Genomic DNA, 23,186 nt, shown 5'->3' with positions numbered 1-23,186 from the left:
ATGAACCGACACTGCCTGTTGTTGTGCCTGTTGGGGTTGTCCTTGCCGGCCAGTGCCATGGACCTGAAACAAGCCTGGGACCTGTTGCAATACCAAGGCCCTGTCTACCGCGCCGCCGAGCATGAAAAACAAGCCGGCATGGAGAACCGGGCCATTGGCCAGGCCGGCCTGCTGCCGCAGATCAATGCCACGGCCTACTACAACAAGGTCAATGGCACCCAGCACCAGAACAGCCTCGAGAACGATCTGGACTACGACTCCAAGGGCGCCAGCGTGCGCCTGCGCCAGCCGCTGTTCAACAAGCAGAAAATGGCTGAGTACCGCCAGGGCGAGCAGCGTGCCGACTACAGCGTCGCGGTGTTCGACGCCAAGAGCCAGGATGCTGCGGTGCGCCTGGCCGACAGCTACTTCGATGTACTCCTGGCCAGCGAAACCATCACCCTGGCCAAGGCCAAGCTGAACGCCTTCGAAGAGCAACTTGCCTCGGCCAAGCGGCGGATGGAGCTGGGCGCCGGCACGGTGACCGACATCGACGAATCGGTCGCCCGTCGCGACCTGGCCGAGGCCGACCTGATCGAGGCGCAAGACAACCTGGTCAACGCCCGCCGCACGCTTGAGGAATACATTGGTGAAACCCCGGCATCGTTGACCACACTGCAGCCGGGCTTCAACACCCCGCCACTGCTACCGGGCAACCTGCAGGACTGGCTGGTCAAGGCCCAGGCCGACAGCCCGCTGATTCACGCACGCCGGCACAGCTATGAGCTTGCCGAAGAAGAGGTCAACCGGGCCAGGGCCGGGCATTGGCCGACGCTGGACTTTGTGGCGGGCTACACCGCAGGTAGCAGCCAGTCGATTTCAGAGCTGAATCAGCGCAACCAGTACAACTCGATCGGGCTGGAACTGAACATCCCGCTGTACAGCGGCGGCAGCACCAGCGCGCTGACCCGTCAGGCCAGCGCCAACAGTTCGAAAGCACTGGACGAACTCGACGCCACCCGTCAGGAAGTCATCTCGGGCACCACCCGTGAGTACCGCGGCGTGCAGAGTGGGGCCATGCGTATCCAGGCGCTGGAAAAGGCCGTGGCGTCCAACGAACGCTCGCTGATCTCGACGCGCAAAGGGTTCAAGGAGGGTGGTACCAGCACCAATTCGGATGTGCTCAACGCTGAAGAACTGCTGTTCGACGCGCGCCATGACCTGTTCGAGGCCAAGCTGAACTACCTGATGTCGCGCCTGCGCCTGGCGTCATCGGTGGGCAGCCTGGGGGATGATGATATCGAGCTGGTCAACGACTACCTGGGGCCGGAGCTGATGGTCAGTAAGTGATGGCGGCTAGGTGCCTGTCTTGGGTTTGGAGTTGGGGCGGAGATCGAGCGCCGCCCGCGCGGCGCATCGCGACGCAAGGCCGCTCCTACATTTGTTTCGGGCCAATTATTCCTGTGGCATTGGCGCGCGGCCCCTTGGTGCCCCCCTCAATATCGCGTCGTACAAACAAGGCGGTCGCGCGCAAATGCCACTGGCCTCACTGGCCCGAAACAAATGTAGGAGCGGCCTTGCGTCGCGATGCGCCGCGCGGGCGGCGCTCGATCTGATAGGCGCTAAAAATGCCAAGCCAGGCACCTGGTGGCCCCCAAGGGGCCGCGATGGCGGCCTATGCTTGAACCAACCCACTGCCGCGGACACCCTCATGCCCAACCCCGAAGACACCGTGCTGCACAGCTGGCAGCACAACGCCCAAGCCTGGATCGACGCGGTGCGCAGCGGCGCCATCGAGAGCCGCCGCCAGGTTACCGACCAGGCCATCCTGCTGGCCATTCTGGGCCGCCAACCCGAGCGCGTGCTGGACCTTGGCTGTGGTGAAGGCTGGTTGCTGCGGGCACTTGCCGACCGCGGCATCGAGTCGGCCGGGGTGGATGGCGATCAGACCCTGGTGGCTGCGGCACGTGCGGCTGGGTCCGCGCAGGTTCACCTTGCCAGCTACGCCCAGCTAGCCGAGGGCGACGTCAACGTTGGCCGTGACTATGACCTGATCTGTGCCAATTTCGCGCTGCTGCACCAGGACATCATTGCGCTGCTGGCAGCACTGAAGGGCTTGCTGGCACCCGGTGGTGCACTGGTGATCCAGACATTGCACCCCTGGAGCGTGGCAGCGGGCGATTATCAGGATGGCTGGCGGGAAGAGTCGTTCGCAGGGTTTGCCGGGGCCTGGCGGCCGATGCCGTGGTATTTCCGCACGCTGGCCAGTTGGCTCAATGCATTGGACATGGCCGGGCTGCGCCTGGTCAGCCTGCAGGAGCCGCAGCACCCGCAAAGTGCGGTGCCGCAGGCGCTGCTGATGGTGGCCGAGGGGCGATGAGCCTACGCCGAAGGATCTTCGACGAGTGCAGCCACACGCCCCTGCTGACTCAATGAAACATGAGTTCTGCGGCAGTTACAGGACCGGCTTGCGCGCCACCCCGCTGCGGGCCTTGGCCATCGCCGCCAGGCGCACGGCGACGTTGGCCGCGCCATACCCGGCATAGCCACCCTTGCGCTGGATGATCTCGAAGAAGAAACGCTCCTCGAACGGTTCGGTGTAGACGTGGAACAGCTCGCCACCCTGGGCATCACGGTCGTACAGCACGTTGTAGTACGCCAATTCGCTGAGGAACTCGTCGTCGAAGTCGAAACGCGCTGCCAGGTCGTCGTAGTAATTGAGCGGAATCTCCAACAGCGGTACACCGGCCAGCTTGGCGCGCGCTACTTCACGGAAGATGTCATCACAATCGAAGGCGATGTGATGCACACCCGAGCCGCGATAGCTGGACAGTGCATGGGCAATGGCCGTGTTGCGGTTCTCAGAGATGTTCAGTGGCAGGCGCAGGGTGCCGCACTGGCTGCGCAGGGCACGGCTCTTGACCAGGCCGTAAGGGTCCGGCAGCACCACTTCGTCGTCGGCAGCGAAATCGAACAGGCTCTTGTAGAACAGCACCCAGCTGTCCAGCGACTCGGCCGGCAGCGCCAGCGCCATGTGGTCGATACGGCGCAGGCCACCGCTGGCATTGGCGGTTTTGTCCAGGCTGAAGTCGGTGTCGTACAACGTCTGGCCAGCGCTGCCCGGCTCTACCAGGTACAACAGGCTGCCATCGGGTGCCCGCACGGCAGGCACTTCACATTCATTGGGGCCGACCAGGCCGCGGAACGGCTGGCCGCGGAAGGCGGTGGCGCGCTTCAGCGCAGCCTGCTGGTCCTTGACCCGCAACGCCGTGGCGCACAACGAAGGCCCGTGCGCCTCGAAGAAGTTGTGGCCGAACGAGTAGGGTTCGGCATTGAGGACGATGTTGATGTCGCCCTGGCGCAGCAGCTGCACGGCCTTGCTGCGGTGTTTGCCGGCATCGGCAAAGCCCAGGCGTTTCAGCCAGCTGCTCAGGCGTGCGCCCACCGCCTCGTCGACGGCGAACTCGAGGAATTCCACGCCGTCGTAGGCGCTGGCCGCAGGCGGGGTGAACAGCACGCCCGGCTCCACCGCCACGGCCTCCTGCTCCAGGCGCAGGCGGGTCTGCTCTTCGAGGTACAGCAGCGAGCGCAAGCCGTCGGCGGCGTTCTGCCGAGGCGGCGCGGCGCGGAAGCCGTCGTTGAAGATTTCCAGTGACAGCGGGCCGCGATAGCCGGTGGCAAGGATTGGGGCGAGGAAGCCCGCCAGGTCCATTTCGCCCTGCCCTGGGAAGCAGCGGAAATGCCGGCTCCACTCCAGCACATCCATGGCCAGGATCGGGGCGTCGGCCATCTGCACGAAGAAGATCTTGTCGCCAGGGATGTCGCGGATCGCGCTGGGGTCGCCCTTGAGCGACAAGGTATGGAAGCTGTCGAGAATCACCCCGAGGGCCGGGTGGTCGGCTTGGCGCACCAGGTTCCAGACCTGCTGGTAGGTCTTGACGTGGCGGCCCCAGGCCAAGGCTTCATAACCGATGCGCAGGCCTCGCTGGCCGGCATGCTCGGCCAACAGGCGCAGGTCGTCCACCAGCAACTGTTCGTCGCCCAGGGCGTCGGCCTGAACGTTGCTGCACACCAGCACCAGGTCGGTGCCCAGTTCCTGCATCAGGTCGAACTTGCGCTCGGCGCGGTCGACGTTCTTCTGCAGGCGCTCGCGGCGGCAGCCTTCAAAATCACGGAACGGCTGGAACAAGGTGATGGCGATGCCCAGGTCGGCGCACATCTGGCGAACCTGACGCGGGCTGCCAGCGTAGTAAAGCAGGTCGTTCTCGAAGATCTCGACGCCGTCGAAGCCGGCGGCGGCGATGGCTTCGAGCTTTTCCGGCAGGGTGCCGCTCAAGGACACGGTGGCAATCGAACGCTGCATGGCGGGATTTCCTTGTTGTTAGGGGACGACGGCGCAGGAAACCTACTGTGACAGTACCTGGCACGATCGATTATTCGCAGGTAAAGTCGCCTCATCAATCCCTTTGTACGGAATGGTTAGTTTTGTGTTCGATTACCGAACAGAACCCGATTTCGCGAATTGCTACACCGCCAACCCGTGGTCAACATGAAACCAGACGCAGGCACACCGACCGATGCCCTTTGCCAAGACGGTCGTTCGGCAGAACCTGCGCTGACAAGCCCAACGTCACAACATAATAAGTTCAATAAAACCGGGTACCGACCTATGAACACTGCTCTGGCCTTGCGTTCCGCACCTGTCTCCTGGCTGTCTGTCACGGCCTTGGCGCGGAATACCCCCGCACTTCACGTTTGACCCCACTCCCGAGATAACCCCCACGTTTGCCACGCGCCGTGCGGGAACCAACAAGAACAACGGAGACAACGATGGCTCACTCCAGCTCTCAAGCCAAGAAAGCGACCGCCAGTGGATGGATAGGCTCGGCACTCGAGTACTACGACTTCTTCATCTATGCCCAGGCTGCGGCCCTGATCTTCCCGCAGATCTTCTTCCCCAATACCGACCCCAAGATGGCGATCATCGCCTCGCTGGCTACCTACGGTGTCGGCTACCTGGCCCGCCCGGTCGGGGCCTTTGTGCTCGGCCACTGGGGTGATACCCGCGGGCGCAAGAACGTACTGCTGCTGTGCATGTTCCTGATGGGCCTGTCGACCATGGCCGTGGGCCTGCTGCCCACCTACCACGACATCGGCATCCTCGCCCCCGTCTTGCTGGTGGTGCTGCGCCTGATCCAGGGCTTTGCCGTGGCCGGCGAGATTTCCGGGGCCAGTTCGATGATCATGGAGCATGCGCCATTCGGCCGACGTGGCTACTACGCCAGCTTCACCCTGCAAGGCGTGCAGGCCGGCCAGGTTCTGGCGGCGGCGGTATTCCTGCCACTGGCCTACTTCATGCCCAGCGAAGCCTTCAATGACTGGGGCTGGCGCATTCCGTTCCTGATGAGCGCCGTGGTGCTGATCGCCGGCTTCATCATCCGTAAGGAAGTGCACGAGACACCTGCGTTCGTGAAGGAAGAGAAGCAGGACAAAGTCGCCAAGTCGCCGGTCAGCGAGGCCTTCCGCCATAGCTGGAAACACATGGTGCTGGTGATGTTCATGGCACTGATGAACGTGATTCCGGTGGTCGCCACCATCTTCGGCGCGGCCTACGCGGTGCAGCCGGCCTATGGCATCGGCTTCGACAAGAGCGTGTACCTGTGGATCCCGGTGGTCGGCAATATCGTTGCGGTGCTGGTGATTCCCTTTGTCGGCAACCTGTCCGACAAGATCGGCCGTCGCCCGACCATGATCGCCGGGTGCCTGGGCTCAGGCCTGCTGGCCTTCGTCTACCTGTATGCGATCAGCATCCAGAACGTGCCGCTGGCCTTCGCCGCCTCGATCGTGATGTGGGGCATGGTCTACCAGGGCTACAACGCGGTGTTCCCAAGCTTCTACCCAGAGCTGTTCCACACCCGTTACCGTGTTTCGGCCATGGCCATCGCGCAGAACATCGGCACCATGCTGACCGCCATGTTGCCCGCACTGTTCGCCATCGTGGCACCGCCAGGCTCGGACAACATTCCGCTGGTGGTCGGTAGCATGGCGTTCTTCATCACCTGCATCTGCGCCCTGGCGGCGTACATTGCACCGGAAACCCACCGCATGGCGATGGAAGACCTGGGCAATCCGCAGGCCAAGCCGATGGACAAAGAAGCGTATGAGGCCAGCCGTAAAGGTAGCCTCCAGACCGTAAGCCACTGATAGACCGTAGGGGGCCGCTTTTGCGGCCCCCTGCATTTTCAGCCCTTGACCACTGCCTGCAGCCCCCGCCACAGTTTCTCGACATGCTCACGCTCGGTAGGCAGCGCCCCCACCGACACCCGCACCATCCACCGGCCATTCAAGGTTGCCGGCGTCACATAGGCATCCCCAGACGTATTGAGCCGCTCGGCCCAGCCGCGGGTATGCGCATCCAACGCCTCCCCTTCCAGCCCCGCCGGCCGATGCTGGATGCACAACGTCTGCAATTGCACCGGCGCCAGCAGTTCCCAGCCCGGCGTCGCCTCGACCTGCTCGGCAAGCCACTGGGCATTCTCCAAATCACGCCGCAAGCGTGCCTGCAGCGCTTCGACACCCTCACTGCGCAACATGAACCACAGTTTCAGCGCACGGAAGCGGCGCCCCAGCGGGATGCCCCAGTCGCGCAGGTTCTTCACCTCGTCATCCACCGCCGACTGCAAATAGCTGGGGTTGGTGCTCATCACGCGGATCAGGTGCTGCGGGTCGCGCACGTAGTAGATCGAACAGTCGAAGGCCACGCCCAGCCACTTGTGCGCATTGACCACCACCGAGTCGGCCAGCTCGATGCCATCCCACATCCAGCGGCACTCCGGCAGGATCATCGCCGAGCCGGCCATGGCCGAGTCGACATGCAGCCACAGGCCATGGGCCTGGGTGATTTCACCGATCGGGCGAAGCGGGTCGAGTGCCGTGGTGGTAGTGGTGCCGGTGGTCGCAACCACCGCACACGGCTGGTTACCCGCCGCCAGGTCCTGCTCGATGGCTGCTTGCAGGGCAGCCGGCTGCAGGGCGAAGCGCTCGTCGGTGGGGATCAGGCGAATGTTGTCACGGCCAAAACCTGCCAGCAGTGCGGCCTTGTCCACCGAACTGTGGGCGTGAGCGCTGACGTAGACGATCAGCGGCTTGGCCTGGGCCTGCAGGCCGCCACGCACCAACGCGTAAGCGCTGGCACGTTCGCGGGCGCAGATCAGCGCCACCAGGGTACTGGTCGAGGCGGTGTCCTGGATCACCCCGCTCCATTGCCCTGACAGGCCCAGCAGCTGGCGCAGCCAGTCAAGGGTGGTTTCTTCCAGTTCGCTCAAGGCCGGGCTGGACTGCCACGACAGGCCCAGTACGCCCAGGCCGGTGCTGAGAAAATCACCCAGCACCGACGACAACGTGCCGTTGGAGGGGAAGTAGCCGTAGAAATCCGGGTGCTGCCAATGGGACAGGCCTGGCATGACCAGTTTGTTGACGTCGTCGAGAATCGCCTCGAACGGTTCGCCCTGCTGCGGGGCACATGCTGGCAGGGCTGCCTTCAGGTAGCCGGGCTCGACCTGGGCCATCACCGGGCGGTCGCCCACGGTTTGGCGGTAGTCGGCGATCAGGTCGATCAGTTGGTGGCCGTACAGGCGGAATTGTTCGGGGGTCACGGGCGGTCTCCTTTGGGCAGTTTGCTGCCTTTCAGTCTAAGTGCCGCCTGCCCCCCAATGAACCCCGCTTCGCGCATACCTCCTATGGCGTTGGCGCATGCCCACCGTGCACGCCGAACTGCGACTGGCGCCACAATTCGAACACCCGGTTGCGCAACCAGCGGTGCTCGGCCGAGGCCTGCAGGCGCTGGTGCCAGACCACCCAGTAGCGCTGGCTGTGGTCGATAAAGCCCAAGGGCCGCCAGGCCAGGTCATGCAGGCGGCACAGTTGCCGGGCAATGTGCTCGGGCACCGTCGCCACCGCCTGGCTGTTGCCAATCACCTGCACCGTGGCGGAGAAAAACGGCACTTCCAGGCTGACCCGCCGCTGCAGGCCCTGGGCGCGCAAGTGGCGGTCGATGAAGCTGTCCTTGTCGCCACCACCGGAGATGCGCACATGCTTGTGTGCCAGGTAGTCCGCCTGGCTGAGCGTGTGATGGGCTGTCAGCGGGTGATCGCGGCGCATCAGGCAGACGGCGCGATCCTCACCGAGCAAGCGCCCATGCAGGTTGGCGGGCGACTCGTCGAACAAGGTGGTGGCCAGGTCGATTTCGCCGCTGGCCAGCAAGGCATACTGGCCGGCTTGCCAGGTGCGATATTCGAGGCTGACGCCGGGAGCTTCGTGCTCCAGCGCCGCCACCAGCAACGGCAGCATGTGCTCGGCGACGTAGTCGGAGGCCGCCAGGCAGAAGCGCCGTTCGCAACGGGCCGGGTCGAACACGGCCGGTTGGCGCAGGGCCTGAAGCTCTTCGAGTACCTGGCGCAGGGGTTCGACCAACGCTTCGGCATATTCGCTGAGCACGTAGCCACGGCCTTGGCGCACCAGCAGCGGGTCGTCGAACGCTTCGCGCAGGTGGGCCAGTTGGCGGCTCAGGGCCGATTGGCTGACGCCCAGGCGCTCGGCGGCGTGGCTGAGGTTTTTCAGCTGCAGCAGGTGGTCGAGGGTACGCAGGTGGGCGAGGCTGAGGGAGGCGAAAGTTGGGTTCATGGGTGTTCGTCTCCGGGCCGCAGGCGAGGGCTGCGCCCTCGTTTCGCGACACAAGGCCGCTCCTACAGGTACAGCGCTGTACCTGTAGGAGCGGCCTTGCGTCGCGAAAGGGCCGCCAAGCGGCCCCAGAGGCACAAATCAGTCAGTCAGGCCGACATAGACGTTCTGCACGTCATCGTTCTCGTCGATCGCCTCGAGAAACGCCTCGACCTCGGCCAACGCCTCAGCGCTCAGGCTGGCAGCACTCACCGGGTTCTTCGGCGTGTAGCCGATCTTTGCCGAGACCACGGTAAAGCCATGCTCCGGCAGGGCCTTCTGCACAGCGTCCAGGTCGGTGGTGTCGGTGATGAACAGGGTCGAACCCTCTTCTTCGCCTTCCTCGAAGTCCTGGGCACCGGCTTCGATGGCGGCCATTTCCGGGTCGGCATCGCCGTTCGGGGTGGCTTCGATCAGGCCAACGTGGTTGAAGTCCCAGGCCACCGAGCCGCTTGCACCCAGCTGGCCCTTGCGGAACAGCACACGCACCTGCGCGACGGTACGGTTGATGTTGTCGGTCAGGCACTCGACGATCAGCGGCACCTGGTGCGGTGCGAAGCCTTCGTAGCTCACCGCATGGTACTGCACGGCATCACCGTCCAGGCCAGCACCTTTGCGGATTGCCCGATCCAGAGTCTCGCGGGTCATCGAGGCCTTCTTGGCCTGCACGATGGCCAGGCGCAGGCGCGGGTTCATGTCGGGATCGGCGCCCGATTTGGCAGCGATCTGAATCTCTTTTGACAGCTTGCCCATGACCTTGCCTTTGGCATTGGCCGCTGTTTCTCTATGTTTGGCTTTCCACTGTGCGCCCATGTCGACTCTCTTGTTTCAACGGCCAGTTCAGGAAGCGACCGGCCAAAAAGTGGGTGCAGTTTATACGCCCTCGGGCCTGTGATCGACAAGAAATCTCATGCTTTGTCGGCCTTGCCGGCCGCCGCCGCGAAACGCGCCAGGCGCACATCCAGGTGCCGTGGCCGTAGCCCGCGGTCCTCGGCGCGCTCTTTGCGACGGATGGCATTGCGCACCATCAGCGAGCCCAGGTAGCGAATCGGTTCGGGGGGGAACAACCCCAGCGGGCCGTTGACCAGCGGCGAACGTGACCACGGGTTGTCCAACCCCAACGCCAGCGACGAGAGGATCTGCCCGCCCATGTGGCACGGCCCGACGCCGCTGCCGGAATAACCAAAGCCGTAGAACACATTGCCCTGCCCGTCCAGCCGGCCGAAGAACGGCAGCCCGGTCACCGAGCGGTCCGACGGGCCGTTCCAACTGGCCGCCAGCGGCACCTCGGCCAGGGCCGGGAAGAACGCGCCCAGGCTTTCGCGCAGCAGCGGCCGGTACGGCGAAGGCTGGTCGAACACCGGCAGCATGCGCCCGCCATAAGCGAAAGTATTGCCGCCCTTGCCGAGCATCAGCCGGCCATCCGAGGTGTTGTGGTAGTAATGCACGAAGATCCGCGAGTCGAGCACGCTGACGCCGTTGTTCAAGCCAATTTCGCGCAGCAGGTCGGGGCACGGCTCGGTGATCACCATGTCGCTGGAGACGATGGCCACGCTGCGCTCGAACTGCGGGAAGGCCCGCGCCATCCAGGCATTGAGGCCCAGCACCACGCGGTCGGCGCGCACCGTCCCGTGGGCGGTACGCACCTGCACTGGCGCGCCGTGTTCCAGGCTGGCCATGGCCGTGCCTTCATGGATGCGCACCCCGCGCTGCAAGGCCACACGGCGCAGGCCACGCACCAGCCGCCCAGGCTGCACGGTGGCGGCCGCCGGGGAGAACCAGCCTTCCAGGTGCCGCGCCGAGCCGGCCAGGCGCTGCACAGCCTCCAGCGGCAGGCGTTCGAATGAGTTGATGCCCTGCTGCGCCAGCGCCGCGATCACCGCATCGGTCGCGCCCACCTGGGCCTGGTTGGTGGCGGTGTACAAGGTGCCGTCGAGGCGGTAGTCGCAGTCGATGCCGTTGGCCGCGCAGAACGCACCAATGGCCGCAATGCTGCGCTCCGACTCGCGCACCAGGCGCACCGCCTCGGCCGTGCCGAACAAGCGTTCGAGGGTGAAGTACTTGGCCGACCAGGAAAGCGCGCAACCGCCATTGCGCCCACTGGCACCTGCGCCGCAGATGTCTGCTTCGATCAGCATCACGTCCAGCGCCGGCGCCGCCTCCTTGAGCATCAGTGCAGTCCAGAGGCCGGTGTAGCCCCCGCCAACGATGCATACGTCGCAACGCGCGTCGCCTTGCAGCGGCGGGCATAGCGCATCCTGCTCCGAATCCAGGGCCTGTTGCAGCCAGAAGGGTCTCATTCGCTCGCTTTCCTTTAGGTACGCAGTGGCTTGATCGCCATGCTGGTGTTGGGTGCCACGTCATTGGCTTCGGCCAGGGTGGCCGGGCGGCTGTTCCAGTGCGGCAACAGCACCAGGGCCGAGAACAGTGCGCAACCGGCGAACACGATGAACACCGTGACGCTGTCGAAGTAACCGGGCAGCAGGCCGCCAAGCACCGCCCCCACCGAGCCGCAACCATTGACGAAGCCCGCGGCAGTGGCACCGGCCTTGGCCGTGCCGAAGTCGATGGCAGCCGCACCGCTGATCATCGAGTCCGGCCCGTACAGGGTCAGGCCCATGACAAACAGCAGGCCCACCACCATGACGACGCTGCCGCTGTGCATGGCTGCCATGAACGCCGCCAGGGTCACCGTCAACAGCAGCAAGCTGATCACGCAGGCCGGCATGCGCCGCGCGCCGAACAGTTTGTCGGAGGCCAGGCCAATCATGATCGGCCCCAACAGCCCAGCCAGCTCGAAGGCGGTCGGGATGATCGCCGCGCCGACCTTGCCCACCGATGGCATCTGCTCGAAGACGATTACCGGCCCCCACAGCAAGATGGCGTAGCGCGCCGGTTTGAGCAGAAAGTAGGCCAGGCCCAGGGTCAGTACCGTGCGGTTGCGCATGATCTCGCGCAGGGGCGCCCAGACGCTGCACAGGTTGGCGCCCGGCGCCATGCTTTGCGGCTCGGGCTCGACGGCGGGCAAGCCGACGTCTTCAGGTTTGTTGCGCTGCAGGAAGAAGAACAGCACGGCCACCAGCGCGACCACGGCGGCACTGGAGTAAAACGCTGCGTGCCAGGTACCGACCAGGGTGTAGGCCCACCAGCCAGCAAACGGCGAGGCCACCAGGCCGCCGAAGGCATAGCACGAGCTCCACAGGCCCAGCACCCGGCCGCGCTGCGCGGCGGGGAAGAAACTGCCGATGTTCTTGCACAAGCCGGCCCAGCCGGTGGACTGCGCCAAGCCCTGGATCAGCATGCAGGTGGCGAAGATCGGGAAGGTCGCGTAGCTGCCCATCACCACGGCCGCCGCCGCCGAAATCAGTAAACCGCCGAGCACCACCACGCGAGGGCCGAAGCGGTCGGCAAGCATGCCCCAGGTGAACTGGCCCACCGCATAGGCAGCCAGGTAGATGGCATCGAGGTTGGCCATGGCGGCCTTGTCGAGTATGAAGCTTGGGTCTTCGGCGATACCCAGCTTGGCCACCGAGAAGGCCTTGCGGGTGAAGTAGAAGGCGGCATAAGCCAGCCAGGTAATTGCGAAAATCTGCATACGCCAGCGTTTGAACGTGGCTAGGGAATGGTTCATGTGAGTCTGACCTCTTGCTCAAGTGTGCCGGCAGAATGTGAAGAAACGCCTGTCTTGTTCTTGTGTTGCGCACAGCGATGACGGTGGCCCGTCATCGGGTCAGATGGCGCTGCAAGAGCACCATGGCCCGGCTGGCGCTTGTGGCACCAGCGTTGGGCTGAGAGCTATGGAAACAGCTGGTGACTGATAAATAAAATCGATTTATCGTATTTCACACATAAGCTCAGCTTGTTACTGGAGTCGTCATGTCGGTCTCACACGCTCAACTCAAGGCCTTCCACGCCGTGGCGGTGCACGGCAGCTTCACCCGGGCGGCGCAAAAGCTGTTTCTTACCCAGCCGGCAGTCTCCGACCAGGTGCGCAAGCTCGAAGAGCGCTTCGGCGTGCTGCTGTTCCACCGCAACAAGCGCTCGGTGCAACTGACCGACCTGGGCGAGCGCCTGCTGGGCATCAGCCAACGCCTGTTCGCCTGCGAAGCCGAAGCCCTTGAGCTGCTGCAGGACTCGCGCGCCCTGCACACCGGCAGCCTGGTGCTGGCGGTGGATGCACCGGTGCATGTGCTGCCGCAGATCGCCCGGTTCTGCCAGCGCTACCCGGGTATCCAGGTGAAGATCGAGACCGGCAACACCGATGAGTCGCTGGCCCGGCTGTTCAGCTACCAGGCCGACCTGGCACTGCTGGGGCGGGATGTCGACGATGAGCGCCTGCATTGCCTGCCACTGCGCCGCGACCCGATGGTGGCGTTCGTTTCCCATCATCACCCGTGGGCCAGCCGCGGTTCGATCAGCCTGGCGGACCTGGATGACACACCGCTGGTGCTGCGCGAGCCTGGGTCGGTAACGCGACAGACGCTGGAGGAAGAGATGCAGCGGGCCGGCTTGCGGATTCGGCCGGCGATCCAGGTAGAGGGCCGCGAAGCGGCACGTGAAGCGGTGGTGGTGGGGATTGGCGTGGGGGTGGTGTCGGCGGCGGAGTTTGGCGCCGATGCGCGGGTGTGTGCGTTGCCGATCGTCGATTGCCAGCGGCACTTGACCGAGACGCTGGTGTGCCTGAGCGAGCAGCGTACACGGCGGGTGGTGGCGACGTTCTTGCAAATGGTGCAGGAAGGGTTGTAAATCCGCCCCATAGCTTCCCGCTAACGCAAAGCTCGCGTCACCCTACCGCCTGGATAACTGCCAATGCTCTTTCGCCTGACCGCCGACACGCTGGTGCTGCTGCACCTGGCCTTCATCCTGCTGGTGCTGTTCGGCGGCCTGCTGGTGCTGCGTTGGCGCCCTGCCCTGCTGGTGCACCTTCCAGCCCTGGCCTGGGGCCTGGCGGTGGAATACCTGCACCTGGGTTGCCCGCTGACCAGCTGGGAAAACCGCATGCGCAGCGCCGCTGGCGATGCGGGCTACCAGGGCGGCTTCGTCGAGCATTACATCTGGCCGCTCATCTACCCCGCCGGCCTGACACCACAGACCCAGGTGCTGCTGGGCAGCGTGGTGTTGCTGCTCAATGTCGGCATTTACGGTTACGTGCTTTGGCGCTGGCGCCGCCCTACCGGGTAGCGATCACGAACAACCGCGGGAACGGCAGCAAAACCTTGCCGTCGGTGGACGGCGGGTAGTCGCGCTGCATCGCCTGCAGGTACATCTGCAGAAAGCCTGCCTGCTCGTGCTCGTCCAGCCTGGCCAGGTAAGGCCGCAACGCCGAGCCCTTGAACCACTCCACCACGGCTTCGGCGCCACCCTCCAAGGGGTGATGGTAAGTGGTACGCCACACATCCACCCGCGTGCACAGTGGGCTGAGCAAGTCGTAATAGAACGCCGCATTGTGCCTGGGCGGCAGTTGGTAGTCGGCAAACTTGGCGGCCCACGGGCCTTGGCTGGCGATCTCGCGCAATTGCCGGTGCGCCGGCTCGTCGAGGTTGTCCGGGGTCTGTACCGCCAGGCTGCCGCCCTCGCTCAACTGGCTGACCAGGTGCGGGTACAGCGAAGCATGGTTGGGCACCCATTGCAGCGAGGCATTGGCCAGGATCAGGTCCTGTGCTTGCGGCGCGGTCCATTTGCCAATGTCGGCAATGGCGCAGCGTACCCGGGGCACACACAACCGTTTGCGCTCACGGGCCTTGTCGATCATGTCGGGGTCGCTGTCCAGCGCCATTACCTGGGCATCGGGGTAACGCTGCAGCAGCACTTCGGTGGAGTTGCCCGGGCCGCAGCCCAGGTCCGTGGCATGACGCACCGGGTGTGGCGGCACGGCGGTCAGCAGGTCGCGTACGGCGCGGGTGCGCTCATTTTCGAAGAGGGAATACTGGGTGGCGGACCAGGCCATGTGCGGCTCCTTTGGGCGGGCAATGCGCTGAGCATAAGCCATGTGCTGCCTGTTAGGGGTTCCTCGCAGGCCGGAACTGACTGCCTATGCTTGAAGTCAGTCCTTACATGCGCATGCCTATGAAAACATACCTGGCCCTGGCCATCCTGACCCTGATCGCTGCCGCCGCCCTGCTCGGTTCACCCTGGATGAACCAGCGCTTCCACATGCCTGACCGGCATGCGAGTGAAGAAAGCCAGGCCCTGAATGCAAAAACGGCCGGGTCCCCAAGGGAGCCGGCCGTTTCGAACAGCGACTAAGGCTTAGTGGCGCTTGGCGCTGCGGATCTGATGCACGACGCCCATGGCCACCACGACCGCCGCAGCGATGCCGGTGGAAATCACCAGGATCTGGTAGTCAGGCATGAACGCCATGGTCACCAGGGCGGCCACGATGAACGCGATCACCAGGTAGGTCAGCCACGGGAACAGCCACATCTTCAGGCGGACTTCCTTGCCTTCGGCGATCAGCTTGCGGCGCATGCGCAGTTGCGAGAAGGCGATCACCAGGTACACCAGCAACGCGATCATGCCGGTGGTGTTCATCAGGGTGTCCAGCACGTCTTTCGGGCGCAGGGTCTCGCTGAAGTTGATCAGCGCACAGACTACCGCCACGGCGCACGAACCCATGATCGCGTACACCGGTACGCCGGTGCCGGCGCGGGTGATCTTGAAGAACGACGGCGCATCGCCACGCTGGGACAGCGAGAACAGCATGCGCGACGCGGTGTAGTGACCGGAGATCAGGCAGCTGCTGACCGAGGTCAGGACCACGAAGTTCATCAGCAACTCGGCATACGGCACGCCCAGCAGCTCCAGGGTACGGCGGTAGGCGCCATAGCCCGAGACGCCAAGGTGCGGGTCGTTCCACGGTACCAGGCAGACGATCAGGAAGATCGAGCCTACGTAGAACAGGCACACACGCCATACCACCGAGTTGGTGGCCTTGACGATCTGGGCTGCCGGGTCCTTGGCTTCGGATGCCGCAATGGTCACGATCTCGGCGCCGAGGAAGGCGAACATCACCCCAAGCAAGGCACCAATCACCGTGGTGATGCCGTTGGGCATGAAGCCTTCTGCGGTCAGATGGCTGATGCCGCGCACTTCGCCGAACTGCCAGACGTTCATCACGGCGGCGGTGCACACCACCAGGAAGCAGACGATGGCAATCACCTTGATCAAGGCGAACCAGAACTCGAACTCACCGTAGTGCTTGACGTTGAAGAAGTTGACGGTGATCAGCAGCAGGGTCGTGGCCAGCACGAACACGTTGACACTGACGTCAGGGAAGAAGCCGTGCAGGATCTTGCCCGCCACGTAGGCTTCCCACGCCATGAGGATTACCCAGTACCACCAGTACAGCCAACCGATGGTGAAACCGGCCCAGCGGCCAATGGCGCGGTCGGCGTAGGTGGAGAACGAGCCGGTGTCAGGCGAGGACGTCGCCATTTCGCCGAGCATGCGCATGATCAGCACCACTAGGATGCCGCCTGCCAGGTAGGCCAGGACAGCGGCCGGGCCGGCGCTGTGGATCACGCTGCCGGAACCGACGAACAAGGCGCCGCCGATAACCCCGGCGATCGACATCATCGTCAGGTGGCGCGACTTGAGGGAGGCACTGAGCTTGCTCTCGTGCCCGCCTTTCGCGGTGGTGGTTGTGGATGTTGCGTCCATCAGTTGTGTACCCCGTGCTTCTTTTTATCCAAGGAAAACTGTGAGGCCCCGATGGCTAGCGGCCTCACCTGTACATCAGTGCTAATGCGGGCAGGATGGTGTGAACAAACACACGCAGGCCATCCATGGCGGCCTGCTGACGCGCCCGAAGGTTTGCCCTTCGAGCGAACTGAACATGCTTTATGTGGCGATATCCGACACCTAATGTAAAAATGTCCGACGCAGAGAGCCATGCACAGTGGCATGAATCTCGCACTGCACTGTACAGGCCGCCCATGCAATACACCTTGCAGGCGCCTGGCGCCAAGCACCCTGAAGGCCCCCGAATGTTCGAATTACACCCAGACTCCCCAACCCCGCTGGTCAATCAGATCATCGATGGACTGCGCGAGCTGATCGACAACCAGACGCTCAAGCCTGGGGCCAAGGTCCCGTCTATCCGCGCCTTTGCCGCGACTTACTCGGTGAGTACCTTTACCGTGGTCGAGGCTTATGATCGTCTGGTCGCCCAGGGCCTGCTGGTAAGCCGGGGTAACGCGGGGTTTTTCATCAATCGCGCGGCCGGCGAGTTGCTGGAAAAACACAATGCCGAGGCCGACACCAGTCGACCAACGTTCAACTCTGAATGGTACCTGCAGCAGATCTTCGAGATCCGCCAACTGCCGTTCAAGCCCGGCTGCGGCTGGTTGCCCAATGACTGGATGTACGAAGACGGCCTGCGCCGCGGTTTGCGCCAGGTCGCCGGGAGCCCGCTGGAGCTGTCTGGCTATGGCGACCCCATGGGCCTGGCGGAACTGCGTGCGCTGACCGCGCAGAACCTGCAGCAGGAGCTGTCGATTGTCGCCAACCCGGCGCAACTGATGCTCACCCACGGCGCCAGCCAAGCCCTGGACCTGGCCGCGCGCACCCTGGTACGCCCAGGTGACGTGGTGCTGGTGGACGACCCCGGCTACCCCAACCTGATGAGCATCCTGCGCACCCAGGGCGCGACGCTGGTCGGCGTACCGCGCACACCCAACGGCTACGACCTCAACCAGCTGGAGCAACTGCTGGCGCACCACCGCCCGACGGCCTTCTTCACCCAGCCGCACCTGCACAGCCCGACCTGCTCACGCACCCCGCTGCCGCAGCTGCACCGTTTGCTGCAACTGGCCAGCCAGCATGGCTTCCGCCTGGTGGAGAACAACCTGTACGCCGACATGGTCGCCGAGCCGCAGCCATGCCTGGCCAGCCTCGACCACCTGCAGCAGGTGGTGTACGTGGGCAGTTACTCGAAGAGCATTTCGCCCAACGTGCGGGTTGGCTACATGATGGCCAACCCGGAGCTGATGCAGAAACTGGTACACCTGAAAATGCGCTCGGGCCTCACCACCTCGCAGGTGATGGAGCGCGTGGTGTATGCCGCGATCATCGACGGGCGCTGGCGCAAGCACCTCAAACGCCTGCGCCAGCGTTTGGCCGAGGCGCACCAGGAAGTGGGCCGGCACTTGCATCGGCTGGGTTTCGAGTTGTTTACCGAGTCGGACGAAGGGATGTACATCTGGACCCGGCATCCGGCGATTCCGGATAGCGCGGCGTTGCTGGACGATGCGCTGGAGCAAGGGATCATGCTTGGGCCTGGGCAGTTGTTCATGGTGGATGCCAAGGCGACGGGGTGGATGCGGTTCAATGTGGCGTTCAGTACCGACCCTGCGATGTGGGAGCTGTTGGAGAAGGTGCTGGTGAAGCATGTGCGGCGGGGTGGGGTTTAGTGGGTTTAGGGCTTGCCATGGCATTTGCAGCGCCTGGAAGATCGAGCCCCCCCGCGCGGCGCATCGCGAGCTGCGCTCGCTCCTACGTTGGTTTCGTGCCAGTCATGCCTGTAACAGGCGCGCGCGACCGCCTTGTTTGTACAAGGCGATATCGAGCCATGCGTCAAGGCGTTCGCGCGCAAATCTCACAGGAAAAACTGGCCCGCAACAAACGTAGGAGCGAGCGCAGCTCGCGATGCGCCGCGCGGGCGGCGCTCGATCTCCCAGGCGCTGAATTTGCCGTGGCGAACACCTGGCAGCCCTGACACCCACCCAACCCCTAACGCCAATCCACCCTATCCCCAAAAAACGCCTGCGCATTCGCCTCCAAACTCTCCAGGTGATACCCCCCCTCCTGCACTATCACACACGGCAAGCGCAGCGCCCGAACCCGCTCACCCAATGCCGCAAACCCGTCGGTGGTCACCGCCACCTTGCTCTGCGGGTCCAATTCGTAGATATCGAACCCCAGCGACAACACCAGCACCTCGGCACCAAAGTCCTTCACCGCACTCAGCGCAATCTCAAGCTGATTCATGAAATCCGCCTCACTGGCCCCGTGCGCCATCGGCAGGTTGAGGTTGTAGCCCTCCCCCACACCCTCGCCGCGCTCGTCCGCGAACCCGGCCACCCCCGGGTAGAAGTTGGTCGGATCACCGTGCACCGACACATACAGCACATCATTACGGTCGTAGAAAATCTCTTGAATCCCCTGCCCATGGTGCATGTCGGTATCGAGGACCGCCACGCGGCGATAACGGCTGCGCAAGGCCTGGGCCGCGACGGCGGCGTTGTTCAGGTAGCAGAAGCCGCCAGCCGCATCGAAACGCGCATGGTGCCCCGGTGGGCGGCATAGCGCATAGGCCGCAGGCTCACCCCCGAGAATGGCCTTGGCGGCGGCCACTGCGCTTTGCGCCGACCAGTAGGCCGAGCGCCAGGTGTTCTCACCCACGGGGCAACTGCCGTCGGCCAGGTAGCGGCCAGCCTGGGCGAGAATGCCGCGCAGGGCATTGGGCTCGCGCACGAAAATGTTGGACATGACCTCGTCGCCCCACTCCTCGGGCACCTCCTTCCAGCGTGCATGGGCCTCTTCGAGGAACGTTAGATAGGCCTCACCGTGTACCGCCTTGAGCGGGCCCAGGCCGGCATCTTCGGGCTGACGAATGTCGAAGCCAAGGTCCTTGGCCGCCTGCAACAGGCGCTGGGCACGCTCAGGGACTTCCTGCGGGGTACGCATGGCGCCGCGCGAGTAGTAGCTGCGCGGGTGGTGCAGCAACTGTTCGGGGTGAAAGTAGCAACGCATCAGGCTTCTCCTTGTTCGACCCGGCCGGCACGGGCCAGCACGGCGTTGAGCAGTACATCGGCGCCCTGGCGGGCATCGTCGGGCAGCACGTCTTCAGCCTCGTTGTGGCTCAGGCCACCGACGCAGGGGATGAACACCATGGCTGTCGGGCAGTAACGGGCGAGCAGAATAGCGTCGTGGCCAGCGCCACTGACAATCGCCTGCTGGGCATAGCCCAGGCCGTCCACGGCCTGTTGCACGGCGGCCACACAAGCGGCGTCGAAGGGCGTCGAAGGGCTCATCCAATGGCGCTCGATGCGTACCTGCAGGCCACGCTGCGCGGCGATGGCCTGCAGTTTCAGACCAAGCTCTTGCTCCATCGCCTCAATGGCCTGGTCACGGTGGTGGCGCAAGTCGACGGTGAAGCGCAGTACACCTGGGATGGTGTTGCGCGAAGACTTGGCAATCGACAGCTCGCCCACCGTGGTCAGGCCTTCGGGGGCGAAATCGGCGGCCAGTTGCTCCACCGCCTGGATCATTCGTGCCGCGCCGTACAGGGCGTCCTTGCGCAGCGGCATCGGCGTGGTGCCGGCGTGGGCGGCCATGCCTTCGACCGTCACGTCGAGCCAGCGAATCGCCTGGCCACCACTGACCACACCAATGCATTTGGCGTTGTCTTCAAGGATCGGGCCTTGCTCGATATGCGCTTCAAAATAAGCATCGACCTTGCCGCCCAAGGGGCGCTGGCCGGCATACCCCGTGCGTTGCAGCTCATCGGCGACGCTGATGCCCGCAGCATCGCGAATCGCCAGCGCCTGCTGCAGGTCAAGGGTACCGGTGAACACTGCCGAGCCGAACATGGCCGGCGTGAAGCGTGCGCCTTCCTCGTTGGTCCACACGGCAATCTCCAGCGGCTTGCGAGTGCGGATGCCGAGGTCGTTGAGCCGGCGTACCACCTCAAGGCCCGCCAGCACACCGTACACACCATCGAAACGGCCGCCTTCGGGCTGGGTGTCGAGGTGGCTGCCCATCATCACCGGTGCAGCCTGCGCATCGGTGCCTGCGCGGCGGGCGAACAGGTTGCCGATGGCATCCACCGACAGGGTCAGGCCGGCCTCGCGGCACCAGTGGCTGAACAGTTCTCGGCCGGCCTTGTCTTCATCGCTCAGGGCCAGACGGCAGCTGCCGCCACGGGCCGTGGCACCGACTTCGGCCATGGCCATCAGGCTCGCCCACAGGCGTTCGCCATTGCTTTTCAACATGTACAGGTACTCCAGATCGAATCGGGTGGATCAGGCCATTTCCAGCTGCTGACTACGGGTGTATTGGCGCGCCAAGGCCAGCACGCAGAGCAGCGAAATGGAGGCGATCAAGGTGTAGAACACCGCCATCGGCCACCACTGGCCGCTGAAGGTGTGGGCCAGCCAGGTGCCGATCAGCGGCGTCAGGCCCCCGGCAATTGCACCGCAGATCTGGTAGGCCAGGGAGATCGCGGTGTAGCGCACGCGGGTTGCGAACATGCCGCTGACGTAACCGGCGATCACCGCATAGAACGACGCCATGCAGGCCGCCGCCAGGGCGATGCCAAGCACGATCAACGGGCCCTGGCCCGAGCTGACCAGCACGAACATCGGATACGGCGAGGCCATCGCCAGCAGTGCGACCAGGGCCAGGAAGCGGGTAGCGCCGACTTTCTCGGACAACCAGGCGGCCAGCGGTTGCAGGCAAAACTGGATGACCGCCACGAAGAACAGGCATTCAAGGATCAGCGAGCGATCCAGGTGCAACTGTTGGGTGGTGTAGCTGATCATGAAGGTGTTGGTGAAGTAGACCCCGGCAATGCCCAGGGTATTGGCACCGATGCACAGCAGCAGCGGGCGCCAGGCGGTGCGCAGCACTTCGAACACCGGCGCCTGCTCCTTGCGGTGGGCCTTTTCGGCCTGCTCGCGGCTGGCGATGAATTCCGGCGATTCGTTGACCCCGAGGCGGATGGCCAGGCCCACCAGCAGCAACAGTGCGCTGGCCAGGAACGGCACACGCCAGCCCCAGCTCATCAGCTGGTCTTCCGGCAGCCGGGTTACGGCGCCGAAGGCTAGCAGCGAGAGGATCAGGCCCGCCGGGCTACCCAACTGGGCAAACGAGGCAAAGAAGTTGCGTCGGCCCTTGGGCGCGTGCTCACCCGCCATCAGCACCGCCCCGCCCCACTCCCCGCCCACGGCGATGCCCTGGACGATACGCAGCACAATCAGCAGCACCGGCGCGGTGGCGCCGATCTGCGCGTAGGTCGGCAGCAGGCCGATGCACACGGTGACGATGCCCATCATCAGCAAGGTGATGACCAGCGACTTCTTGCGCCCGATGCGGTCGCCCACATGGCCGAAGATGACGCCGCCCAGCGGGCGGGCAAAGAAACCGACGGCAAAGGTGCCAAAGGCGGCCATGGTGCTGAACAGGCTGTCGTCGGAGGGGAAGAACAACGCACCGAACACCAGTGCAGCGGCGGTGGCGTAGATGTAGAAGTCGTACCACTCGATCATGGTGCCGATGAACGCGGCGGCGGCGGCACGGCGCGGCTGGGGCGAAGCGGTGGGCTTCATGCTGGGCTCCTTTGCTTGTTTTTCTGGCAGGAGTTATCGGAAATCACGGGGCGCTCTGGTGGCGCCTGGTCGATGCATGGCTGCGATTTATCGTCCCAGGGCTATGATTAGTCAATTTTCTATTTATTATTCGCACTATTAGCCACGCTTATCATTCGAGCCCGACCATGTCTGACCGCCTGCTCAACGACCGCCTCGACTGGAACCTGCTGCGCACCTTCCGGGTCATCGGCCAGGAGCTGTCCATCAGCCGCGCCGCCGCCCGCCTGCACCTTACCCAGCCGGCGGTGAGTCAGGCGCTCAAACGCCTGGAGGAGCAGCTTGGCCGGCAACTCATCGCCCGCCGCGGGCCGCGCTTCGTGCTGACCGAAATGGGCGAGCAGTTGTTCTTGCTGGCTGGCGAGGTGTACGGGCAGATGTCGCAGATCGGCGGGCTGCTGGAGCAACCGGCTGACGAACTGGTGGGCAAAGTGCGCCTGCTGATCATCAGCCGCATCGTCAGCGAACGCTTTGACGACTTTCTCGCCGACTTCCACCGCCAGCACCCCCGGGTAGAGCTGGAAATCGACGTGATGCGCAGCTCCGACATCGTCGCCGCCCTGCAGGAAAAGACCGCCACGGCAGGCCTGAGCCTCAACCGAAGGCCTCAACCGCGGCTGGAGCAGCGGCTGTTTCTGCGCCAGCGCTATGCGTTTTTCTGCGGCAAGCACCATGCCTTGTTCGGCCAGCTTGAGGGCGACCTGCAGCGTGAGAACTTCGTCAGTTTTACCAGCGACCAGATTGGCGGGATGCTCTCGCCGCTGACCATCTTCCGTGACCAGCAAGGGTTTTCCGGACGCATCGTGGCGTCCTCGCCCAGCCTTGAAGAGGTGCGCCGCCTGGTGATTGCTGGGTTCGGCATCGGCTGCCTGCCAGAACATGTGGTGGCGCCGGATGTGGCCGCCGGGCTGTTATGGAAGCTGCCGCCGCAGGAGGGGATCGCGGATGTGGATATACACCTGTTGTGGAACAGGGAGCAGCGGCTGAGTCGGGCGGAAGAGGTGTTTATCCAGGCGTTGCAACAGTGTTTGGAGATAGGGCATCTGTAGATTTGGGTTGGTTGATCATCCGCGCACTATGAAGCTGTGCTTGCGACGAACCTTCCTCTACCGCTTTTTGGAT

The 23,186-nt window shown here is 64.2% G+C and carries 19 protein-coding genes; 8 read left to right on the top strand and 11 right to left on the bottom strand.

Annotation, left to right across the window (positions count from 1 at the left end):
• Together LOY26_RS09810 and LOY26_RS09805 are read left to right on the top strand one after the other, a co-directional pair.
• Positions 1–1,329 (top strand): TolC family outer membrane protein, encoded by a 1,329-nt coding sequence (locus LOY26_RS09810; protein ID WP_186665586.1) that lies wholly within the window; start codon positions 1–3, stop codon positions 1,327–1,329.
• A gap of 361 nt (positions 1,330–1,690) precedes the next feature.
• Positions 1,691–2,359, top strand: coding sequence for a bifunctional 2-polyprenyl-6-hydroxyphenol methylase/3-demethylubiquinol 3-O-methyltransferase UbiG (locus LOY26_RS09805; protein WP_258714651.1), 669 nt, complete (start codon positions 1,691–1,693; stop codon positions 2,357–2,359).
• Between the two features lie 75 nt (positions 2,360–2,434).
• Here the strand turns inward: LOY26_RS09805 and quiC are convergent, their stop codons facing one another.
• Entirely contained in the window at positions 2,435–4,342 is a 1,908-nt protein-coding gene (quiC, locus tag LOY26_RS09800; protein WP_258714650.1) for a 3-dehydroshikimate dehydratase QuiC, read from the bottom strand.
• Between the two features lie 467 nt (positions 4,343–4,809).
• Between quiC and LOY26_RS09795 the strand changes: the two genes are divergently transcribed.
• Positions 4,810–6,183, top strand: a complete 1,374-nt coding sequence (locus LOY26_RS09795; protein ID WP_033697123.1) for an MFS transporter — start codon at positions 4,810–4,812, stop codon at positions 6,181–6,183.
• Between the two features lie 38 nt (positions 6,184–6,221).
• Here LOY26_RS09795 and LOY26_RS09790 read toward each other — a convergent pair whose 3' ends face one another.
• The 5 genes from LOY26_RS09790 to LOY26_RS09770 all read right to left on the bottom strand — a co-directional run bounded on the left by LOY26_RS09790 (position 6,222) and on the right by LOY26_RS09770 (position 12,328).
• Positions 6,222–7,634, bottom strand: coding sequence for a DOPA decarboxylase (locus LOY26_RS09790; RefSeq protein ID WP_258714649.1), 1,413 nt, complete (start codon positions 7,632–7,634; stop codon positions 6,222–6,224).
• A gap of 82 nt (positions 7,635–7,716) precedes the next feature.
• On the bottom strand, positions 7,717–8,661 hold the full coding sequence (locus LOY26_RS09785; RefSeq protein WP_033697119.1) for a LysR family transcriptional regulator: 945 nt from the start codon (positions 8,659–8,661) through the stop codon (positions 7,717–7,719).
• Between the two features lie 138 nt (positions 8,662–8,799).
• Positions 8,800–9,510, bottom strand: a complete 711-nt coding sequence (locus tag LOY26_RS09780; protein WP_033697117.1) for a YebC/PmpR family DNA-binding transcriptional regulator — start codon at positions 9,508–9,510, stop codon at positions 8,800–8,802.
• A 95-nt stretch (positions 9,511–9,605) separates the two neighbouring features.
• A complete protein-coding gene (locus LOY26_RS09775; RefSeq protein ID WP_186661336.1) occupies positions 9,606–10,997 on the bottom strand; it encodes an FAD-dependent oxidoreductase in 1,392 nt (463 codons plus the stop codon).
• A gap of 14 nt (positions 10,998–11,011) precedes the next feature.
• A complete protein-coding gene (locus LOY26_RS09770; RefSeq protein ID WP_258714648.1) occupies positions 11,012–12,328 on the bottom strand; it encodes an MFS transporter in 1,317 nt (438 codons plus the stop codon).
• A gap of 245 nt (positions 12,329–12,573) precedes the next feature.
• On the opposite strand from LOY26_RS09770, the gene LOY26_RS09765 reads away from it, so the two are divergent.
• A complete protein-coding gene (locus LOY26_RS09765; RefSeq protein ID WP_033697112.1) occupies positions 12,574–13,443 on the top strand; it encodes a LysR substrate-binding domain-containing protein in 870 nt (289 codons plus the stop codon).
• A 63-nt stretch (positions 13,444–13,506) separates the two neighbouring features.
• Positions 13,507–13,878, top strand: a complete 372-nt coding sequence (locus tag LOY26_RS09760) for a DUF2784 domain-containing protein (RefSeq protein ID WP_258714647.1) — start codon at positions 13,507–13,509, stop codon at positions 13,876–13,878.
• On the opposite strand, the gene tam is transcribed toward LOY26_RS09760, so the two are convergent.
• Entirely contained in the window at positions 13,868–14,644 is a 777-nt protein-coding gene (gene tam, locus LOY26_RS09755) for a trans-aconitate 2-methyltransferase (RefSeq protein WP_033697108.1), read from the bottom strand. The two genes, LOY26_RS09760 and tam, sit on opposite strands and share 11 nt — an antisense overlap.
• Before the next feature lie 107 nt (positions 14,645–14,751).
• Here tam and LOY26_RS09750 point away from each other — a divergent pair, with 107 nt between their 5' ends.
• Entirely contained in the window at positions 14,752–14,943 is a 192-nt protein-coding gene (locus LOY26_RS09750) for a hypothetical protein (protein ID WP_258714896.1), read from the top strand.
• A 3-nt stretch (positions 14,944–14,946) separates the two neighbouring features.
• On the opposite strand, the gene LOY26_RS09745 is transcribed toward LOY26_RS09750, so the two are convergent.
• Complete coding sequence (locus tag LOY26_RS09745; protein ID WP_027593792.1) at positions 14,947–16,356, bottom strand: amino acid permease; 1,410 nt, start codon at positions 16,354–16,356, stop codon at positions 14,947–14,949.
• Between the two features lie 326 nt (positions 16,357–16,682).
• Between LOY26_RS09745 and LOY26_RS09740 the strand changes: the two genes are divergently transcribed.
• Positions 16,683–18,107 (top strand): PLP-dependent aminotransferase family protein, encoded by a 1,425-nt coding sequence (locus LOY26_RS09740; RefSeq protein WP_186665598.1) that lies wholly within the window; start codon positions 16,683–16,685, stop codon positions 18,105–18,107.
• 319 nt (positions 18,108–18,426) lie between these two features.
• On the opposite strand, the gene LOY26_RS09735 is transcribed toward LOY26_RS09740, so the two are convergent.
• Genes LOY26_RS09735 through LOY26_RS09725 form a run of 3 tightly spaced genes read right to left on the bottom strand, consistent with a single transcriptional unit; the run spans position 18,427 to position 22,025 of the window.
• The gene (locus LOY26_RS09735; protein WP_258714646.1) at positions 18,427–19,449 is read right to left on the bottom strand and encodes a histone deacetylase family protein; all 1,023 of its coding nucleotides are present in this window, start codon (positions 19,447–19,449) and stop codon (positions 18,427–18,429) included.
• Positions 19,449–20,690 carry a Zn-dependent hydrolase gene (locus LOY26_RS09730; RefSeq protein WP_258714645.1) on the bottom strand — a complete coding sequence of 414 codons (1,242 nt, stop codon included), beginning with the start codon at positions 20,688–20,690 and terminating at the stop codon, positions 19,449–19,451. Before LOY26_RS09730 ends, LOY26_RS09735 begins: the two co-directional genes overlap by 1 nt.
• A 30-nt stretch (positions 20,691–20,720) precedes the next feature.
• Entirely contained in the window at positions 20,721–22,025 is a 1,305-nt protein-coding gene (locus LOY26_RS09725; RefSeq protein ID WP_186665604.1) for an MFS transporter, read from the bottom strand.
• Positions 22,026–22,192: 167 nt separating this feature from the next.
• Between LOY26_RS09725 and LOY26_RS09720 the strand changes: the two genes are divergently transcribed.
• A complete protein-coding gene (locus tag LOY26_RS09720) occupies positions 22,193–23,113 on the top strand; it encodes a LysR family transcriptional regulator (protein ID WP_258714644.1) in 921 nt (306 codons plus the stop codon).
• Positions 23,114–23,186 lie beyond the last annotated feature (73 nt).

It is taken from the genome of Pseudomonas sp. B21-047, assembly GCF_024748775.1.
GTDB classification, from domain to species: domain Bacteria; phylum Pseudomonadota; class Gammaproteobacteria; order Pseudomonadales; family Pseudomonadaceae; genus Aquipseudomonas; species Aquipseudomonas capeferrum.
The sequence above is the reverse complement of the archived record's forward strand: the minus strand, read 5'-3'. Positions and strand labels throughout refer to the sequence as shown.

Excerpts from the sequence above, each read along its gene's own strand:
- quiC (WP_258714650.1), bottom strand. The coding sequence starts at position 4,342 with ATGCAGCGTTCGATTGCCACCGTGTCCTTGAGCGGCACCCTGCCGGAA.
- LOY26_RS09785 (WP_033697119.1), bottom strand. The coding sequence starts at position 8,661 with ATGAACCCAACTTTCGCCTCCCTCAGCCTCGCCCACCTGCGTACCCTC.
- LOY26_RS09780 (WP_033697117.1), bottom strand. The coding sequence starts at position 9,510 with ATGGGCGCACAGTGGAAAGCCAAACATAGAGAAACAGCGGCCAATGCC.
- LOY26_RS09805 (WP_258714651.1), top strand. The coding sequence starts at position 1,691 with ATGCCCAACCCCGAAGACACCGTGCTGCACAGCTGGCAGCACAACGCC.
- LOY26_RS09795 (WP_033697123.1), top strand. The coding sequence starts at position 4,810 with ATGGCTCACTCCAGCTCTCAAGCCAAGAAAGCGACCGCCAGTGGATGG.
- LOY26_RS09725 (WP_186665604.1), bottom strand. The coding sequence starts at position 22,025 with ATGAAGCCCACCGCTTCGCCCCAGCCGCGCCGTGCCGCCGCCGCCGCG.
- LOY26_RS09750 (WP_258714896.1), top strand. The coding sequence starts at position 14,752 with ATGCGCATGCCTATGAAAACATACCTGGCCCTGGCCATCCTGACCCTG.
- LOY26_RS09730 (WP_258714645.1), bottom strand. The coding sequence starts at position 20,690 with ATGTTGAAAAGCAATGGCGAACGCCTGTGGGCGAGCCTGATGGCCATG.
- LOY26_RS09775 (WP_186661336.1), bottom strand. The coding sequence starts at position 10,997 with ATGAGACCCTTCTGGCTGCAACAGGCCCTGGATTCGGAGCAGGATGCG.
- LOY26_RS09760 (WP_258714647.1), top strand. The coding sequence starts at position 13,507 with ATGCTCTTTCGCCTGACCGCCGACACGCTGGTGCTGCTGCACCTGGCC.
- LOY26_RS09770 (WP_258714648.1), bottom strand. The coding sequence starts at position 12,328 with ATGAACCATTCCCTAGCCACGTTCAAACGCTGGCGTATGCAGATTTTC.
- tam (WP_033697108.1), bottom strand. The coding sequence starts at position 14,644 with ATGGCCTGGTCCGCCACCCAGTATTCCCTCTTCGAAAATGAGCGCACC.
- LOY26_RS09745 (WP_027593792.1), bottom strand. The coding sequence starts at position 16,356 with ATGGACGCAACATCCACAACCACCACCGCGAAAGGCGGGCACGAGAGC.
- LOY26_RS09810 (WP_186665586.1), top strand. The coding sequence starts at position 1 with ATGAACCGACACTGCCTGTTGTTGTGCCTGTTGGGGTTGTCCTTGCCG.
- LOY26_RS09735 (WP_258714646.1), bottom strand. The coding sequence starts at position 19,449 with ATGCGTTGCTACTTTCACCCCGAACAGTTGCTGCACCACCCGCGCAGC.
- LOY26_RS09740 (WP_186665598.1), top strand. The coding sequence starts at position 16,683 with ATGTTCGAATTACACCCAGACTCCCCAACCCCGCTGGTCAATCAGATC.
- LOY26_RS09720 (WP_258714644.1), top strand. The coding sequence starts at position 22,193 with ATGTCTGACCGCCTGCTCAACGACCGCCTCGACTGGAACCTGCTGCGC.
- LOY26_RS09765 (WP_033697112.1), top strand. The coding sequence starts at position 12,574 with ATGTCGGTCTCACACGCTCAACTCAAGGCCTTCCACGCCGTGGCGGTG.